Annotated in this window: 18 protein-coding genes; 10 read left to right on the plus strand and 8 right to left on the minus strand. The window is 60.4% G+C overall.

All coding sequences use genetic code 11. The features are described 5' to 3' along the window. Positions 1-19: 19 nt before the first annotated feature. Positions 20-1,837 (minus strand): DNA primase, encoded by a 1,818-nt coding sequence (gene dnaG, locus O4G74_RS10630; protein ID WP_269402585.1) that lies wholly within the window; start codon positions 1,835-1,837, stop codon positions 20-22. Positions 1,838-1,920: 83 nt separating this feature from the next. Then, a complete protein-coding gene (locus O4G74_RS10635; RefSeq protein ID WP_269402586.1) occupies positions 1,921-2,685 on the minus strand; it encodes a CPBP family intramembrane glutamic endopeptidase in 765 nt (254 codons plus the stop codon). Between the two features lie 135 nt (positions 2,686-2,820). Here O4G74_RS10635 and O4G74_RS10640 point away from each other — a divergent pair, with 135 nt between their 5' ends. Next, complete coding sequence (locus tag O4G74_RS10640; protein WP_269402587.1) at positions 2,821-3,468, plus strand: TetR/AcrR family transcriptional regulator; 648 nt, start codon at positions 2,821-2,823, stop codon at positions 3,466-3,468. Between the two features lie 20 nt (positions 3,469-3,488). On the opposite strand, the gene O4G74_RS10645 is transcribed toward O4G74_RS10640, so the two are convergent. Further along, entirely contained in the window at positions 3,489-3,977 is a 489-nt protein-coding gene (locus tag O4G74_RS10645; RefSeq protein ID WP_269402588.1) for a GatB/YqeY domain-containing protein, read from the minus strand. A 134-nt stretch (positions 3,978-4,111) separates the two neighbouring features. Here O4G74_RS10645 and carA point away from each other — a divergent pair, with 134 nt between their 5' ends. Next, positions 4,112-5,287: a glutamine-hydrolyzing carbamoyl-phosphate synthase small subunit gene (carA, locus tag O4G74_RS10650; protein ID WP_269402589.1), complete on the plus strand. Its 1,176-nt coding sequence runs from the start codon at positions 4,112-4,114 to the stop codon at positions 5,285-5,287. Positions 5,288-5,319: 32 nt separating this feature from the next. Further along, positions 5,320-5,961 carry a 2OG-Fe(II) oxygenase gene (locus tag O4G74_RS10655; protein WP_269402590.1) on the plus strand — a complete coding sequence of 214 codons (642 nt, stop codon included), beginning with the start codon at positions 5,320-5,322 and terminating at the stop codon, positions 5,959-5,961. Between the two features lie 55 nt (positions 5,962-6,016). Here O4G74_RS10655 and O4G74_RS10660 read toward each other — a convergent pair whose 3' ends face one another. Then, positions 6,017-6,439, minus strand: a complete 423-nt coding sequence (locus O4G74_RS10660; RefSeq protein ID WP_269402591.1) for a DUF2141 domain-containing protein — start codon at positions 6,437-6,439, stop codon at positions 6,017-6,019. 174 nt (positions 6,440-6,613) lie between these two features. Continuing rightward, entirely contained in the window at positions 6,614-8,572 is a 1,959-nt protein-coding gene (locus tag O4G74_RS10665) for a prolyl oligopeptidase family serine peptidase (RefSeq protein ID WP_269402592.1), read from the minus strand. A gap of 194 nt (positions 8,573-8,766) precedes the next feature. Between O4G74_RS10665 and O4G74_RS10670 the strand changes: the two genes are divergently transcribed. Then, positions 8,767-9,231: a GFA family protein gene (locus tag O4G74_RS10670; protein WP_269402593.1), complete on the plus strand. Its 465-nt coding sequence runs from the start codon at positions 8,767-8,769 to the stop codon at positions 9,229-9,231. On the opposite strand, the gene O4G74_RS10675 is transcribed toward O4G74_RS10670, so the two are convergent. Next, positions 9,228-10,133, minus strand: coding sequence for a M48 family metallopeptidase (locus O4G74_RS10675; RefSeq protein ID WP_269402594.1), 906 nt, complete (start codon positions 10,131-10,133; stop codon positions 9,228-9,230). The two genes, O4G74_RS10670 and O4G74_RS10675, sit on opposite strands and share 4 nt — an antisense overlap. A 128-nt stretch (positions 10,134-10,261) precedes the next feature. Here O4G74_RS10675 and O4G74_RS10680 point away from each other — a divergent pair, with 128 nt between their 5' ends. After that, complete coding sequence (locus O4G74_RS10680; protein ID WP_269402595.1) at positions 10,262-10,774, plus strand: paraquat-inducible protein A; 513 nt, start codon at positions 10,262-10,264, stop codon at positions 10,772-10,774. Here the strand turns inward: O4G74_RS10680 and O4G74_RS10685 are convergent. Continuing rightward, positions 10,771-11,349 (minus strand): hypothetical protein, encoded by a 579-nt coding sequence (locus tag O4G74_RS10685; RefSeq protein WP_269402596.1) that lies wholly within the window; start codon positions 11,347-11,349, stop codon positions 10,771-10,773. The two genes, O4G74_RS10680 and O4G74_RS10685, sit on opposite strands and share 4 nt — an antisense overlap. Before the next feature lie 105 nt (positions 11,350-11,454). Here O4G74_RS10685 and O4G74_RS10690 point away from each other — a divergent pair, with 105 nt between their 5' ends. Beyond that, a complete protein-coding gene (locus O4G74_RS10690) occupies positions 11,455-12,192 on the plus strand; it encodes an MBL fold metallo-hydrolase (protein ID WP_269402597.1) in 738 nt (245 codons plus the stop codon). Here O4G74_RS10690 and O4G74_RS10695 read toward each other — a convergent pair whose 3' ends face one another. Beyond that, entirely contained in the window at positions 12,193-12,375 is a 183-nt protein-coding gene (locus O4G74_RS10695) for a hypothetical protein (protein ID WP_269402598.1), read from the minus strand. A 112-nt stretch (positions 12,376-12,487) separates the two neighbouring features. Here O4G74_RS10695 and O4G74_RS10700 point away from each other — a divergent pair, with 112 nt between their 5' ends. The 4 genes from O4G74_RS10700 to O4G74_RS10715 all read left to right on the plus strand — a co-directional run bounded on the left by O4G74_RS10700 (position 12,488) and on the right by O4G74_RS10715 (position 16,332). Further along, on the plus strand, positions 12,488-12,916 hold the full coding sequence (locus O4G74_RS10700) for a hypothetical protein (protein WP_269402599.1): 429 nt from the start codon (positions 12,488-12,490) through the stop codon (positions 12,914-12,916). Positions 12,917-12,973: 57 nt separating this feature from the next. After that, positions 12,974-14,173: an acyl-CoA dehydrogenase family protein gene (locus tag O4G74_RS10705; RefSeq protein WP_269402600.1), complete on the plus strand. Its 1,200-nt coding sequence runs from the start codon at positions 12,974-12,976 to the stop codon at positions 14,171-14,173. Between the two features lie 172 nt (positions 14,174-14,345). After that, entirely contained in the window at positions 14,346-15,854 is a 1,509-nt protein-coding gene (locus O4G74_RS10710) for a hypothetical protein (protein WP_269402601.1), read from the plus strand. A 139-nt stretch (positions 15,855-15,993) separates the two neighbouring features. Beyond that, entirely contained in the window at positions 15,994-16,332 is a 339-nt protein-coding gene (locus tag O4G74_RS10715) for a glycine zipper domain-containing protein (protein ID WP_119378165.1), read from the plus strand. The last annotated feature ends 181 nt before the right edge of the window (positions 16,333-16,513 follow it).

Here is a 16,513-nt window from a genome sequence, read left to right on the forward strand (position 1 = left end):
TCAAACAATCAACTGCCGATCAGTCCTGATCGGTTTGTTCTGCTGCCTCGTTGAGGCGCGCCACACGAGCCTCACGTTCCGCCACTTCATGCCGACGGCGCCGCCAGTTCTCAGGTGACGCGGTCACCTCAGCCTTGGCGACGTCGCCAGAAGCGCTGGCGTCGTCGCGGGCCACGTATTGCTCCAGGGCGATTAGCCATTCCCGTTCGTCAGCTCCATTCGGAGCTATAGCAGTTGTTGCGGGATAAGAATTGAGCAAGTCAGCAGCGCGCATGTTTCCAGACTGCACTAAATGGGTCGCGATTGCGCTGCGGTCAACACCTGCGCCTGCGTCAGGCGACGAAATGATCACATCGCGTAAAGTTGCGACATCCTCATCGAGGAAGATGGCCATGGACAACATCTCGAAACCGACGTCGATGAGGTGAGGGGAATCGACCGCCCGGACAAGCAGGCCAAGGCCCCGCGTCTTCGCTGGCGCGCTCGTCTGGTGCGCGCCTTTTACCGGCGCGTCAGAACGTCCTGCCGAGCCGCGCGCCTTGCGCCGCATCTGCCACAAATAGTCATTCTTCCTTGATTTCAGCTCCCGCTCATAGGCAGCGCGCACGCCTGCATGCTGGATCGTAGCGGCCGCCTGCATCAGCCGCGCTTCGAGCCCCGCCTGCCTTTCCGGCGTGTCGAGAGGTTCAGCATCGCGCTCGCGCTGCCAGAGCACTTCGATCAGCGGCACGGAATTCGAGAGCGCCTGCTTCATCGCTTCGGGTCCCGACTGGCGGATAAGGTCATCCGGGTCCATCCCGCCGGAGAGGAGGCAGAAGAAAAGCGTGCGTTCAGGCTGGATATGCGGCAGCGCCCGCTCGATTGATCGATAAGCTGCGCGCAGACCAGCTGCATCGCCATCAAAACAAAGCACCGGCTCCGGCCCGGCGCGCCATAACAGCCCGAGCTGATCCTCCGTGAGCGCCGTGCCAAGCGGCGCGACGGCATGGCCAATTCCGGCCTCTGCCATGGCGATGGCATCCATATAGCCTTCGGTGACAATCAGCCCGCCCTCGTTCGTGCTGCCGAAAGCTTCGCGCGCATCCTTGTAGCGATAGAGGACGCGGCCCTTGTGGAAGAGCTCCGTATCGTTGGAATTTAGGTATTTCGGTTTGGCGTCCGGCTGCAGCCCCCTGCCCCCGAAGGCGATGACCTGACCGCGCACATCCGTGATCGGGAAAATGACGCGGCCCCTGAACCGGTCATATGGGTCACCGCCGCCCTCTTTGACGACAGCGAGACCCGCATCGACGATTTCCTGCATGCCGAAGCTTTCGGCTTTCAGATGATCGATGGTCTTGCGCCAGTCGTCGGGCGCATAGCCAAGTCGGTGGCGCGCCCAGGCTGCAGCGCCCAGACTGCGGTTTTCAAGATATTCTCGCGCTTCGGTGCCTTCTGCCGCCCGCAACCGGTCCTCGAAGAAGCGGCACGCCGCTTCGCAGCAGGCATAGAGCCGCTTACGCCGATCATAGGTTTCTTCGTCCTGCGGCGTCGCCTTCGGCAGTTGCATGCCCGCTTCATCGGCGAGCTTTTCCACCGCCTCCATGAAAGAGAGCCGTTCGGTCTCCATGACGAAGGAGATGACATCGCCGCCAATGCCGGATGAGAAGTCCTTGAAGATGCGCTTCTGGTCATTGACGTAGAAGCTCGGGCTTTTCTCATTGGTGAAGGGCGACAGGCCAACCCATTCCTTGCCCTGCTTCTTCAGCTTCACCTTGCGCCCGATGACATCTGACGGCCGGATGCGGGCCTTCAACTCCTCGACGAAGCCATCTGGTATGCGAATGGAAGCTGACATGAACGCTCAGTGTAACGCAGATGCCGCCCCGAGGGCCACTCTCCAATGCGGCTATACACAGGCCCGCCCAAGCCTGTGGATAACTATGCTGGAACGGCTCCTGCCGCCGCCTCGTCCTCCACTAGAATAAAACCGTCGCGCGGCAAGAGCATCCAAGCGATAACCCCCGCCATGACGTCGACCGCCATATGGACAATGATGCCCGGCCAGAGCGAGCCGGAAAGAACATAGGTCAGGGTCATGATAATGGTGACCGGCAGGATACGCATGAGCCCCTGCAAACCCTGATATATGTGGGCGAGTATAAAAACGCCGACAGCCAAGACCGCAGCCGCCCAAAGCGGCATCAGAAGGGCCAGCACGCTGATCAGGAAGGCGCGAAAGATGACTTCCTCAGTGATCCCTGCCGTCACCGCGACCAGAAAGAAGCCCCAGCAATCGCGCCGCCGCCTGGGCATCAGCGCATCATAATCGCCAGAGCCGAACATGGACTGGCGCAACGTGCCCTGAAGCTCTGCATCACGGCGGATCGCTGACAGCTGGGCGATCTGAAGCGACATGAACCCAAGCGCGATCGCCCATGCAGCATAGACACCGAAACCCTCGCCCCACGCGAAGCCGAGCGCTTCCAGTGAGCGCCCCGAATTAAGCCAAGCCCAGAGACTGACGCCGCAAAGCAGCCAGAGAAGTGACGCCGTCACGATCCAGTGAATGAAAGGGCTACGCGTTGGCCGGACGGGCTTGCGGATGCGACGATGGACGTCCGACGCGATGCCGCAGACCCAGAGGAACATGATCGCCCCGAGGCCTATGACCAGTTCGGGTTCTGTCTGAATGAAAGTTTCCATGTGGCACCTATGGCGGCCGGGCTTCGCAAATTGGACGCGCGGCGATGTCATTGCAGCCCTCTGCTGCTTGAAAGTTCACTCACCCTCGCCTAAAATGAAAGTGAATTCACATTCACATACGAGAAAGTAAATCCGATGTCAAACAGCTTTGCCCGGCCGGCGATCCAGGCGCGGTCCATCAAGACTCAGAAAAAGCTGATGGACGCGCTGGAGGGGTTGCTTCGCAAGAAGGATTTCGACGCGATCTCAGTGCCCGACCTCGCGGCTGAGGCCGGTGTCGCGGTGGGCACGGTGTACCGGCGGTTTGAAAACAAGGAAGCGCTGATCCCGCTTCTTTTCGAACTCTGGAAGGCCCGCAGCGCGCTCCAGATGGAAACGGCCGCGGTCGAGGCTGATGAGGTCGCGTGCGCCGACCTTCGCCAGCTTCTCCGTAAACAGATGCGCGCGGCCTACCGCTTCATTTGCGAGCAAGCCCACATCCTGCGTGCGGTACACTTGCAGGGGCGGCTTCGGCCACAACTCATCGGTGAGGACTGGAAACAGCTCTGGCAGGACGCACTTGCGGGCAACCGGGCATTCCTGGAGCTGGTAAGAGACAAGGTCCGCCAGCCTGACCTCGACCGCGCGGCAGAGATGATGATCTATATCGCAAATACGGCGCTCGTTGAAAAAGCGCTCTTCAACGAGGACGGTCCAGGATACGTCGTGTCAGCAGCAGGCGATGCCTTCGCCGACGAGATTGCGGACATAGTGTTCGGGTATCTCTCGCTCAGCCCGGCCTGAAAGGCTAGCATCAGGACGGCCTAGACCAGAGCGCGGCGGACAGCCTTGCCGGCGGCACCTGTGTCAATACGGCCTGGATAGCGGCTTTGCAGCTCTGCCATACAGCGCCCCATGTCCTTCAGCTTGGTCGCTTCCAGATCGTTCACCACAGCATCGACAGCCTTTTCAAGCGCTGGGCCTTCAAGCGGCTGCGGCAGGAAAGACTGGAGAATTTCCATTTCCTCGCGCTCACGCTCGGCGTCTGTAATGCGACCGGAATCGTCAAACTCGCGTGCAGACACTTCGCGCTGGGCGACCATGATCTCCAGCAGCTTGCGAACTTCCGTGTCCTCGCAGCCAGCGCACTGGCCCTGTCCGCGGGCCGTGACATCACGGTCGCGCATAGCACAGCTTACCAGACGCAGCGTACGCGCACGGATGCCCTCAGCATCGTCCGCTTCAGCTTTCTGGAGTGCGACTAAAACACGGTCGCGGATCGTGTTAGCTGGAGAAACGTCTGTCTGTCCCATACCTGCTCTTTTTATACATGGACCTCGAACTTGACGCCCGGGTCACTGCACGCCTATCTCACGCCGCCGGAGGATGAGGTCGTAAAGTGACCGAATCCCTAATGGCGTCTGACAGGACGCGAGGAGATACGCCCATGACCACAGGAAATCAACCCGATTCACCAGCAACTGGCGCGATCGCGCTGGCAGATGGAACGGTTTTCCTCGGCCACGGTTCCGGCGCCGCAGGGGTTGCAGTGGGGGAGCTTTGCTTCAACACATCGATCACCGGCTATCAGGAAATCCTGACCGATCCGTCCTATGCAGGCCAGGTCGTGCTCTTCACTTTCCCGCATGTCGGCAATGTCGGCGCGAACCCCGAGGACCACGAAGAATCCTCCGCCGAGGCAGGCCGCGCCGCCACGGGCGCCGTCTTCCGCGAGCCGATCTCCCCGCCGTCAAACTGGCGCTCACGCGATCATTTCGACGCCTGGCTGGCAAAAAAGAACATCACCGCCGTCTCCAATGTCGATACGCGCGCGCTGACCCGCATCATCCGCGAAGGCGGCATGCCGAAATGCGCGGTCGCCTATGCCCCCGACGGCAATATTGATGTCGAAGCCCTGATCGAGGCCGCTCGTGCCTGGGAAGGCCTCGAAGCAGCTGACCTCGCGCTAAATGTTGTCGGCGATGCGGCGTACGACAATTCAGAGCGCCTCTGGGATCTTGTTACGGGCTTTGCCAATAACGACCAGACTGACTTCCATGTCGTCGTGCTCGACTTTGGCGTGAAGAAGAACATCCTGCGCAATCTCGCCCATGTGGGTGCCCGCGCAACCATTGTTCGCGGCGATACGCCGTTTGAAGAGATCATGAAGCTCAACCCGGATGGCGTCGTTCTGTCGAACGGTCCTGGCGACCCGGCAGCGACGATCAAACGCTGCGGTGACACGATTAATAAGCTGATCGATAGCGGCAAACCGTTGCTCGGCATCTGCCTTGGTCACCAGCTTCTGGCGCTTGCACTGGGTGCACAGACCAAGAAGATGCCTCAAGGCCATCATGGCGCAAACCACCCAGTGAAGGATTTCGAGACCGGCAAGGTCGAGATCGTGTCCATGAACCATGGCTTTACCGTCGACACGGCCACGCTGCCGGACGGCGTGGAGGAAAGCCACCGCTCGCTCTTCGACGGCACCAATTCGGGCCTTCGGGTCAAAGGAAAGCCGATCATCTCGGTCCAGCACCACCCTGAGGCGAGCCCCGGCCCGCAGGACAGCTTCTACCTGTTCCAGCGCTTCGCAGGCTTCATGAAGGACCAACAGAGCTGAACGCCATCTCCCCTCCCCCCGAAGCGCTATGCGTGGGGGACAATCGTATCGGCGCGATAGCCGACGATCTTGCAACCAAGGGATGGACCTGGCAGCCCCTCCTGCTCCCTGATGCGCTGACAGCAGCGCTACGCGCGGAACTCATTGCCCGCGACGCGGCCTCTGACCTTGGCCCCGCCGGTATTGGCCGCGAAGACGCCTTCCAAGTCGACCGCTCGGTCCGGCGCACGCGCATCACCTGGTTCGATGGCTCGACACCAGCACAGCAGGACTTCCGCATCTGGGCCGAAACACTGCGCAATGCGCTTAACCGGGAACTGTTGCTCGGCCTGTTCGAGATGGAAGTCTGTTTTGCCGTGTACCCACCGGGCGGCTTCTATGACCGCCACCTCGACAGTTTTGCAGGCGCGCGTAACCGTGTCGTCTCGCTCGTCGCCTACCTCAATGAGGACTGGGACGAGGCGCGGGGCGGTGCACTGGCGGTGTGGGCTGCAGGCGCGGGCGAAAAGGACGCCCCTGCCGCGCGCATCATCCCGCAGCCTGGCGGCGTCGTGCTCATGCTGTCAGAAGCCATTCCGCACGAAGTCGAAGTCACGCAGGAAACCCGTTACGGCCTTGCCGGCTGGTGGCGCGTCAACCAGTCCGGCCTGGGCCGCATCGATCCGCTGAGCTAACGCAAATGACCGACCCTTGCGAGGGCCGGCCACGGGCAAACGTGTCTGTTCGGATCTATTGCGGGTAGTTGACCGTTTCGGTGATGGTCGCGCCTTCGGCATCGACAGCAACTTTCACGACATCAAATGTCGGCATCCCGCGAAGTGCCGCCTGATTGCTCATCGCATAGCCTTCCTCTGGCCAGCCGTTCTCATTCATGTCGAACTCGCCATTGTCGTTGAGGTCATGCCAGACCGACACTGAATACTCGCCTTCAGGCAGGTCGAAGGAGACCGTCACCGTGCCAGCTTCCGGGTCCTCGACCTTCTCGCCGGCGATGCCGTCCCATTTCATGAACTGCTCTTCGGTCTGAACACCGACATAGAGCGGCACGCCGCGATCCTCGACGCCTTCAAGCGTAACGGTCAGCGGTGCGGCGACAGCCGGGGCCGCAACAGCGCCAGCGATAAGGGCAGTGGTGATAATTCGCTTCAACATGGCAGGTTCCTTTCTTTCTGCAATGAACTTTGTATTGCAAAGTCCTGATGAGCTGTCAAGAGCACTTTGTAAATCAAAGTTTTTGTCGATTAAGCGGTGGGTCCGGAGTCCCAGTCAAAGAAAAAGCGGTCCGCCATGGGGCCGCTTTTTGATTACTTGCCTGAACGCCGACTCTTACTCGCCGCCGTCCAGCTCCAGCACATCCTGAAGGAAGAGCGTTTCGGCCTCGCGCTGGAAATCGCGGTTGGACTTTTTACGAAAGCCGTGGCCTTCATCCATTGCCAGCAGGAACCAGGCCTCGCCGCCATTCTGGCGAACCGCCGCAAGAATCTGCTCAGCCTCCGACGCAGGCACGCGCGGGTCATTGGCGCCCTGAATGATGAAGAGCGGCTTGGTGATCTCGCTCGCATTGTTCAGCGGTGAAATCTCTTCGAAGAAGGCCGCAATCTCCGGGTCACGCTCATCGCCATATTCGGCGCGGCGAAGGTCGCGGCGATAGCCCTTGGTGTTCTCAAGGAAGGTCTTGAAGTCGGAGATGCCGACAATGTTGATGCCGCCCGCGAGGCGGTCATCGTAATCGACCATCGAAGCAAGAACCATATAGCCGCCATAGGAGCCGCCATAGACGAGCACGCGGTCGCTATCGAGGTCGCCCTGGCCGTCGATCCAGTCGAGCAGCGCGCCGATATCCTCGACCGATTTCTTGCGGTTTAGGCCATTGTCGAGGCTCACATAGGTCTTGCCATAACCAGCCGAGCCACGGACGTTCGGCACGACGACGGCGGCGCCAAGCTCATTCGCCCAGTACTGGTAGGTCGAAGAGAAATATGGCCGTGACTGGCCTTCAGGCCCGCCATGGATCGACACGATAACCGGATAAGGCCCCTCGCCTGCGGGGCGATAGATGAAGGCCGGAATGTCCATGCCGTCGGCGTTCGGATAGTCGAACATTTCAGGCTCGACGAAGGCGGCAGTATCGAGCCCGCCAACTTCGGCTTCGGTCCAGCGGGTAAGCTCCAGCGTCTCGACATCGAAGGACCAGGCATCGGCCGGGCTGGTCGCGCCGACAAAGGTGAAGCCGACACGGGCACCCGTGCTGTCAAATTGCGGGCCAGCGGCGATCCCCGTCGGAAGATCAGGGCCGTCCATGACCTCGCCGCTTTCGATATCGAGCAGCTTGATCGTGCCAAGACCGCCCTCATTGACCGTGAAGACGACCGTGCTGCCATCCGGCGACAGGTCATAGCCCTCAATGTCCCAATCGATATCGCTGGTATAGACGGTCATCTCATCAGACCCAGGCACGAGGCGAACGAGGTTCTTGAATTCGGAGCCAGCATCGGTGGAGGTCAACAGGCTGCCATCCGGCAGGAAATAGAGGCCATTATAGGCGACTTCTTCGCCGGGGCGGATTTCGGTCATCTCGCCCGTCGCGACATCGAAGGTGAAGATGTCGCTGTCCTGGACGGAGATATAACGCTGGATGGTCACCATGCTGCCATCGGCAGAGAAGTCGACCGGAAAGAGCGCGCCGGTGCCATTGCCTTCGAAGACGGTCTCAATGCTGGCTGGATTAGCCGCGTTGCCCATTTTCAGGTCGTAGTCGGCTTCGCCATCGCGCGCCTCATAAAAGAAGACCTGCGAGCCATCATCGGTCCAGGTATAGCCGCCATTGCGCGTGCCAGCTTCGGTGAACCGCGTGACGCCGCCGCTCGCCATGTCGAAGAGGTAGCCCTGATAGAACTCATCGCCGCCCGTATCCTTGGAGAAGACAAAGCTGCCGCCTGCCGGGCTGACAGAGGCGCCGCCAATCGGCTCATCATAGAAGGTCACCTGACGGCGCGCACCAAACGGCGTCTTCACCTGGTGGATCTGGCTAACCTCGCCAAAGCGGGTCGCGATCAGCACGCCCTCATCGGTCCAGTCGGCAAAGCCGTGCGTGCGCACATTCTGGTACTGGCGCAGCTTCTCGCTTACCTCTTCCGGGATGTTCGGAATGTTCTCCATGACAAGACTGCCTTCGGTCACGCGTTCGGCAGATGTCGGCGCCTTGGCCTCCTGCGCGCCAGCGAAAGGGGCCGAGATGAGCGCTGCAGCAGCTACGCCGACAAGGGCGGTCGTCTTGTAGAACATTGAGTGTCTCCTGATCGCGTGAAACGGCCAGCAGCGGACGCCGCCAACCTGTCAGGAAAGAGTATAGGCGCCTCGCCTCACTCGTGAAGGCTTGGGCTTTTCCAGAAAGCGGATTATTGACGCCGGCCGCTGTTGCTTGTTGAGCCGGGCTTGGGGCAGACAGATAGTAGGCCTGTTAGCGACTGGAGCGCCCCATGAGACATCCCGACCTGCCCGGCGAAGGTGGATGCCGCTGCGGCGCGGTCCGCTTCAGGGTTACCCAGCCCCCGCTGATCACAATGGCCTGCCACTGTACCGGCTGCCAGAAAATGTCGGCAAGTGCCTTCTCGACCAGCGTCGCCTTTCCCGCCGATGGCTTCGAAGTCATCAAGGGCGAGCCGGTCATTAGCGGGCTGAAGCAGGCTGACCTGCCCCATTATTTCTGCCCGGACTGCATGAGCTGGATGTTCACGCGCCCCGCCGCGCTCGACTTCATGGTCAATATCCGCGCGACCCTGTTCGATGAGACGGGCTGGTATGCGCCCTTTGTCGAAACCCAGACAGCCGAAAAGCTCAGCTGGGCCGAGACGGGCGCACCTCACGGCTTTGAGCGCTTTCCCGGCCCTGACGATATGGGCCCGCTGATCGAGGCCTACGCGAAAGCGACCGCAGCCACCTAGCGAAGCGGGCCGCAATTGGCCTCATACATCTCGATATATTCCGGCATCCAGTCGCGGAAGTTCTGCGCACGGGTTTCTGAGGCCGGGTGGGTCGACATCCACTCAGGCGGGCGCTGGCCGCCGCCGAGCGAGCCCATACGCTCCCAAAGCTCCGGCGCCTCACGCGGGTCATAGCAGGCCCGCACGAGCAGCTCGAGGCCGATGCGGTCGGCTTCAGTCTCATGCTGGCGCGAAAAGGCCATCATACCGCCCTGCGCCGCGACACCCATCGCGCCTAGCACCATCTGGCGCTGGCCGGGGTCCATATCGCCGACACCGACACTGACCGCCGCCATACCAAGCTGCGCAAGCTGGCTCTGGCTCATCCGCTTGGCGCCGTGATGCGCCATGGCGTGACCGATCTCATGCCCCATGACGACGGCCAGCTTGTCCGGATCCTCAAGGTCAGCCAACGTCACCTGCCCGTCGAAATTGCCGGTGACATCGAGGATGCCGGTATAGACGGCGACATAGCCGCCCGGCAGGCAGAAGGCGTTAGGCTGGTCCGACTGGATGACATTATAGGTCCAGGCAAAATCCTCTGACACCGGGGTGAAGTCCCACCCTTCAGCGAGGAGGTCGCGTTCATATTCTACAGCGGCGCGTTGCAGGCGCTCACCAATCACCCGCACATCGCTTACGACATCGCGGGCAACCTCGCTCTGGCAGCGATCAAGGCAGAGCACGTTCGGGCGTTCCTGCTGAAGGATCTGCGCATAGGATTGCGCGCCAAGTTCACTCGCCTGCGAGATCGAGATCGCATTGAATTCCCGCTCACCGGAGAACGGGTTTACTTCCTGATTGCTGAAATAGTAGAAGGCGAGGCCCGCCAGGCCGAGAAGAATGACTGTGAAACGTCCCAAGTGCGTCCCTCACTTTTTGCTGCGCGTGATGAGCTTCGGAACCTAACTAGTTCCAAAGCCTCCCTCTTGGAAGAGTTGAGGCTTGGAAGCGTTGACAAGGCCACAATGTCTGACAAGTCTCGCCCGCGATGACCGACACCCCTGATAAACAAACAAGCCGCACGCCGCTGCCCAGCAAGATCATCGACGTTGTCGCCGAATGGGCGCTCTACGCCTCGGTCGCGCTCATCATCATGGGCATCTCCCAGCCCTCCATCATGAAGCCGAACTATGTGGGCATCATGATTGAGTACAATCTCTGGGGCCTGGTTGAGACGCTGATTGAACTCGACCTCTTTTTCCTTGGCATGGTGGTGGTCTTCTTCTCCGGCGTCTTCCCGCTGGCAAAGACGTTTATCGCCGCCATCATCTTCCGGCGCGGCGCCCCGCCCAGCCCGAAGCTCGCTTGGTGGCTCAACGTGCTCGGCAAATGGTCAATGCTGGACGTCTTTCTCGCTGCCCTGCTCATCGGCCTGTCGCAGACCATGGCCTATGTCGGCTTTCATCCGCGAATTGGTCTCTATTATTTCGCGGCTGGCGTGATCCTGAACAATATCGCGACCATGCGGCTTTCCTTCGCGCGCTGGAAACCGGCCAGCTAAAGAAGCGGCTCGACCGCCTCCAGCGGCCCTGACTCGTCGCCATTGCCACTGCCTTCGTCATCAGATGCACTCGCGCCGCACTTGGCTGCCGCAATTGCAGCGAGGTGAGAGATGTCACGCGCCTGAAAGACACCAGCATAGCTGTACCAGATCAGCAGGAGCAGAACGACGGCCGCAGCCGCAATGCCGCCCAGCATGGCCTCGACGCCGGCATAGTCGAATGCTTCCTGCACGGTACCGGGAAAGAACTGGTTCAGGATCACGAGGAAGCCGACCGGGATGGTAATATTGGCGATCAGGCTGAGCCGCATCGCTGCCTCGGCCTGCTCCAGATTGATCCGTGCATAGGTCCGGAAGATGACAAGCTCCCTGTCAGAAAGCGCTTCCAGCTTCGGCATGAGCTCTCCAGCGGCTTTCGATGCCGTCAGGCGTTCGAGGCGTTTCGGACCGGTGCCGACGCTCAGCCCGCTCATCCACGACCTGTGCGGGCGCATGCCGCGAAAGTTCGAAAAGAGGTGCATCGCTTCGCGCCAAAGCCGATCGGCCGTGCTCACTGTGCATACGTCGTTTGCCATGGAAGCTTCCCGCCCCTGCTTGTCTCACATTGTTATCCACCCTAGCCTGATCACCTACCGCGCCGATAGCATTGCGCTTCAGCTCTCCATGACTAGATTTACCGCATGACAGACCAAGCCCAGAACAAGCCCAAGCTCGAAATCCGCGTCATTCCGACGACGCCCCTGCAACAGAACACCTCTCTCATCTGGTCGATCGAGAGCAAGGAAGGCGTCTTCGTCGATCCGGGCGGGGATATCGACAAGCTGATGGGCGCGGCCAAGGAGTTTGGCGTAAAGATCGTCGGCGTCTGGCTGACCCATGGCCATATGGACCATGCAGGCGCGGCCGCCGCCGTGAAAGAGCGCACCGGCTGTGAGATCATCGGCCCGCACAAGGATGACCAGTGGCTTCTGGACGAGATTGAGTCTTCCGGGCAGCGCTATGGCATCACCGATGGTAAGAACGTGACTCCGGACCGCTATCTAGAGGATGGCGATGAGCTGGAGCTCGACGGGGTGAAGTTTGGCGTGGCCCACACACCGGGTCACACGCCCGGCCATGTCGTGATTTATAATGAAAGCGGCGCGCTGGCCTTTGTGGGCGACGTCCTCTTTCGCGGCTCCATCGGGCGGACCGATTTTCCGCGCGGCAACCACACCCAGCTGATCGACTCGATCACCTCGAAGCTCTGGCCACTCGGCCCCGAAATCCGCTTCATCCCGGGCCATGGTCCGATGAGCACCTTTGGTCAGGAGCGTCAGGACAATCCATTCGTCGCGGACTCGCTCACCGGCTATGCGGGCGCAGCGAAGCAGGCGGCCAGCGAAATCGACCAGAAGCTGTCGAAGCGGTATAGCTAGCTACTCGCCCGACGGCAGAAGAACCACCGCCACGGGATGTTCCGCTAGCACATTTATGCCGCTCGGATCGTCTTTCTGGAATATCAGCGTTGCTTCGGTCGGCTGCGTCACATCGAAAGTGATCTCGCCCTCGAACGGCAAGAAGGCGAACGAGAAGGTCAGGGCAAGCGTGTTTGGGGGCATGCCTTAATTTCAGCATGGACGCGGCCACCGCTTGAATAATTATGGCACGGCTAGATCGACGTTTTTCGCCGACCTCTAGCGGAGGTTTGTCGATTAATTTACAGTCCATGCCATGAGCGATGATCGCTATGGACCGATGGAAGGCCTAACGCCCGACGAAACCCGTCGGCGGACCGCGATCCGCTACATCCTTCGCCGCCGTGGCCGCGCTCACAAGCAGCGCGCAAACTCTGGGACTGTGCAGAAAAGCTGGGCCGAATACAGCGAAGTCAATTTCAAGCCGACAGGCAGCCGCTCCGGCTGGATTGGGTTCGGCCTATTCCTGCTGTCGCTGGTCCCGATCTATCTCGCCCTCAAACATGTGCCTTGGTCGCAGACCATCGAGGGATCGACTCCATTCGACAATGGTCCCGCCACGCTGGTCACAAAACTACTGACCTTCGGTATTTTCCTACCGGTCATTGGCCTCACCGTGCTTGCCTTGATCTTCATATCCGTCTCTTCACTCTGGAAGATCCTGCGTAGCAATCTCAAGCGCTAGGCGGCGGACGTTACGTCATGGCTGACGTTGGCGGGCGCGTCAGCTATTGTCCCTCGCATGGACCTCAAGACAGACCCGAAGCTCGAGGATTTCCGCGCAGATGTGCGCGCTTTCTTCGAAAACGAATTTCCCAAGGACATTCTCGCCGAGACGGCGAAAGGCGCCTCGCTGACGACCGAAGAGGTGCGAAAATCTGAAGCCGCGCTCGGCAGCAAAGGCTGGCTCGCGGCAGGCTGGCCGGCAGAGCATGGCGGCCCCGGCTGGTCGCTTGAACAGCAATACGTCTTCGATGAGGAGCTGGAACGCGCAGGCGTGCCGACTGTCACGCCGATGGGCGTCGTCTATGTCGGCCCGATCATCTACACATTCGGCACTGACGAGCAGAAACAGCGCTGGTTGCCGGGCATCCGCGAGGGCCGCGAAGGCTGGGCACAGGGCTATTCAGAACCGGAAGCAGGCTCTGACCTTGCCTCGCTGCAATTCTCTGCGGTGAAGGAGGGCAATGAATACGTCCTCAACGGTACCAAGATCTGGACGTCCGCCGCCCAGCATGCCGACTGGATTTTCTGCCTCGCGCGGACTGACAGCTCCGGCAAGAAGCAGGAAGGCATCAGCTTCATCATCGCAGAGATGGACCGGCCTTGCATCACCGTGCTTCCCATCATCACGATTGATGGGAAGCACGCGCTCAACCAGGTCCATTTCGACAATGTCCGCGTGCCCGCAGACTATCTCATCGGCGAGGAAGGCAAGGGCTGGACCTATAGCCAGTACCTGCTCGGCCATGAGCGCACCTCCTATGCGCGCATTGGCGGCAAGCGAAAGCAGCTTGCCCATATCCGCAAGATCGCATCGTCTGTCCCGGATGGCGGCAATCATCGGCTGATTGACGACCCCGCCTTCGCGCGAAAGCTGGCGGAGGCCGACCTCGCCGTTGATGGTCTGGAAATGACGGTCCTGCGCGTGCTGTCTGCCGTGAAAGATGGCGGCGCGCCGGGTAAGGAAGCATCCATCGTCAAGATCCTGGCGACCGAGACGGCGCAGCAGATCACCACCCTCTATCTTGATACTGCAGGTTTCAACGCGCAGCGGGGATTCGCCGATTCAGTGAGCCCGGGCTGGCTGGAAGGTGGAATGGCGACCAGTCATGCTGCGCCTGGTGTCTCGACCTATTTCGGGACGCGTGCCCAATCGATCTATGGCGGCACAAACGAAATCCAGCACAATATCATCGCGAAACGCGTGCTCGGTTTGTAAACCCTAGCGGACAGTATACTAAACTCCATAAAATTTGAATCAGTCGGCTAGCGTCATCTTCAAATAATTGTGAGATGACCACAGGGTGAAACTCTGGTCGTTCCCCACTCCAATCAGGCAGTACCTCGCATGCGAACGTGCGAGCACGATGCCGATTTTCGCGATCAGCATCATGGCGATACTCGCTCTGGTTGCGGCAACGCTTGCGCTGGGCATGGATTCTCGGTCCGGCGCGAAAGTCCAGCAGGCTGCGGATTCAGCCGCACTCGGCGGAGCCACGGCATTCCTTAACTCTTCATCGCCGCGCGCCGCTGACAGACTGGAGGCTGCGCGCCAGCAGGCGAAGGCCCTCGCCGAACGAAACTCTGAATACGCCCTCGCCGACCTCGTTGTCGACGCCGTTACCGAAGACGCATATGGCCAACACACCCAATTAGCGGTTGAGCTTGAATTCCAGCCGGTCAATTTCTTTGCCCGCTTCTCCGGCAATAATGCCACCGCCCCGGTCCGGCGCCGCGCCGTCGCGTCTTCCACCTGGGGCTTCCCGCTCTGCATGCTGGCGCTCAGCCCAAATGAGCAGTCCGGCATCGCCATGAAACACCTCGCGCGGCTGATTGCCGATGGCTGTATCGTCTGGTCGAATGATAAGGGGCGCCAATCCATGTCCCTGGAGGGCGGCCGGGCCGAGGCGAAGAGCTTCTGCGCGGCAGGTCTGGTTGATCGCTCTCACCGCGCCAGCGTTTCGCCGCTCCCGGACCAGCACTGCGACCCTATTCCCGACCCGCTGGAAGACTGGACCCCGCCAACCGCAGGAACATGCGCGCCGACGCCGGATTTTGAACCACCGCTCAGCGTCGTGCGCCAGAGCGAACGCCAACTCGAGAAGCTTGTGCGCCGTCAGAACAGAATTGACCGCCAGAACGCAAACGGGCGCGACGATGATGATGATGACGATGACGATGACGATGACGATGACGACGATGACGACGACGATGAAAAACTGACTGGGCTAGAGAATGCCTGCAGCAAAAACGCTGGCAGCAAAAATCCGAACTGCCCAGCCGACCCTGCAACCGGCTCGGGCCTCAGCGACTTTGATCTTCTCGCGCTCACCGACAACCTGGTGAATGCGCTCTATGTTCTTGACCGCCAGTTCGACATGGAAACGGATACGCTGACGCCGGGCACCTATTGCGGCCTCGACATCGCGTACGGCCATGTTCGCATGCAGCCGGGTACCTATTTCATCAAGGGCGCCCCTATGACGGTGACCCGCAAGGCAACCGTAACGGCGGAAGGTGTCACAATCATATTTACCGGGCCAGGCGCCTATCTGCGTGTCAGTGACGAGGCACGCCTGGACCTGTCAGCCCCGACCGGTGGCCCGCTTGCTGGTATCGCCGTCGCAGAGCGCCGCAACACTGCGTTGAACGGCGCACCCGTCGTTTCCCGTCTGACCGGCCGCGGCGCGCTCAGCATTATTGGTCTGGTCTACCTGCCGACGCAGAACTTCTTCATCAGCGGGTCGGGCGCTGGTGATCAATCATCGCCACTTCTTCAGATTGTCGCCAATCGTATCTCCCTGCGCGATACGGGCATGCTGCGCATCGACTTCAATCCCGGCAAGACGGACGTGCCAGTGGCTATTCAGCCTGCGCGTATTGCCCGGCTTATAGAGTAGTAGCAGCACCCAATTCTGTTGTGCTCTGTTCATCTAAAGCATTTGTAACTCCGCATCGGACTTTTTCTCTGCCACGACTGGAACCCGCAGGTTTCGACTTCGTTTGATCTGCTCATATTTGAAGAGAAGGGGTCTACCCATGAATACGCTTCTTAAAACCACCGCGATCGCCGCAACCGGCCTTATGATGGCCGCTTGCACGCAGTCCGGTTACACCGAACGCAACGCCGCCGTTGGCGCAGGTCTCGGTGCCGCAGCCGGTGCAGTGATCGGCAATAATACCGGCGACGGCGATGCCGGGCGCGGCGCTGCAATCGGCGCAGCACTTGGCGGCGCAGCTGGCGCAGCAAAAGGTTGTACCGAAGCCGAGGACTGCGACATGCCAGGCGTTCGCGACCAGGCCGACGAGCAGGACTATGACGGCGACGGCTATGCAGACGCATATGATCGTTACCCGACCGACCCACGTCGCTGGTAATATCGGTCCCTACCATGATTGAAGAAGGCCTCCTGAGTTCAGGGGGCCTTTTTTCTTGCCACTGGCGGACTGCAACACCTTTGCTCCGGCCTGCCCCGTGCTAGTTTCCAGCCTGCGTAAAGGACGGGCCTGCAGACAATCGTCAGTTTTCCCTGCTTGCGGTCTTGCCCCCTGCCCTCAA

The organism is Henriciella marina, from assembly GCF_027213945.1.
Taxonomy (GTDB): domain Bacteria; phylum Pseudomonadota; class Alphaproteobacteria; order Caulobacterales; family Hyphomonadaceae; genus Henriciella; species Henriciella marina_A.

Coding starts and splice junctions, on each gene's coding strand:
- O4G74_RS10640 (WP_269402587.1), top strand. CDS start 2,821: ATGTCAAACAGCTTTGCCCGGCCGGCGATCCAGGCGCGGTCCATCAAG.
- O4G74_RS10645 (WP_269402588.1), bottom strand. CDS start 3,977: ATGGGACAGACAGACGTTTCTCCAGCTAACACGATCCGCGACCGTGTT.
- O4G74_RS10705 (WP_269402600.1), top strand. CDS start 12,974: ATGGACCTCAAGACAGACCCGAAGCTCGAGGATTTCCGCGCAGATGTG.
- O4G74_RS10670 (WP_269402593.1), top strand. CDS start 8,767: ATGAGACATCCCGACCTGCCCGGCGAAGGTGGATGCCGCTGCGGCGCG.
- O4G74_RS10715 (WP_119378165.1), top strand. CDS start 15,994: ATGAATACGCTTCTTAAAACCACCGCGATCGCCGCAACCGGCCTTATG.
- O4G74_RS10680 (WP_269402595.1), top strand. CDS start 10,262: ATGACCGACACCCCTGATAAACAAACAAGCCGCACGCCGCTGCCCAGC.
- O4G74_RS10660 (WP_269402591.1), bottom strand. CDS start 6,439: ATGTTGAAGCGAATTATCACCACTGCCCTTATCGCTGGCGCTGTTGCG.
- O4G74_RS10700 (WP_269402599.1), top strand. CDS start 12,488: ATGAGCGATGATCGCTATGGACCGATGGAAGGCCTAACGCCCGACGAA.
- carA (WP_269402589.1), top strand. CDS start 4,112: ATGACCACAGGAAATCAACCCGATTCACCAGCAACTGGCGCGATCGCG.
- O4G74_RS10690 (WP_269402597.1), top strand. CDS start 11,455: ATGACAGACCAAGCCCAGAACAAGCCCAAGCTCGAAATCCGCGTCATT.
- O4G74_RS10635 (WP_269402586.1), bottom strand. CDS start 2,685: ATGGAAACTTTCATTCAGACAGAACCCGAACTGGTCATAGGCCTCGGG.
- O4G74_RS10695 (WP_269402598.1), bottom strand. CDS start 12,375: ATGCCCCCAAACACGCTTGCCCTGACCTTCTCGTTCGCCTTCTTGCCG.
- dnaG (WP_269402585.1), bottom strand. CDS start 1,837: ATGTCAGCTTCCATTCGCATACCAGATGGCTTCGTCGAGGAGTTGAAG.
- O4G74_RS10665 (WP_269402592.1), bottom strand. CDS start 8,572: ATGTTCTACAAGACGACCGCCCTTGTCGGCGTAGCTGCTGCAGCGCTC.
- O4G74_RS10710 (WP_269402601.1), top strand. CDS start 14,346: ATGGCGATACTCGCTCTGGTTGCGGCAACGCTTGCGCTGGGCATGGAT.
- O4G74_RS10685 (WP_269402596.1), bottom strand. CDS start 11,349: ATGGCAAACGACGTATGCACAGTGAGCACGGCCGATCGGCTTTGGCGC.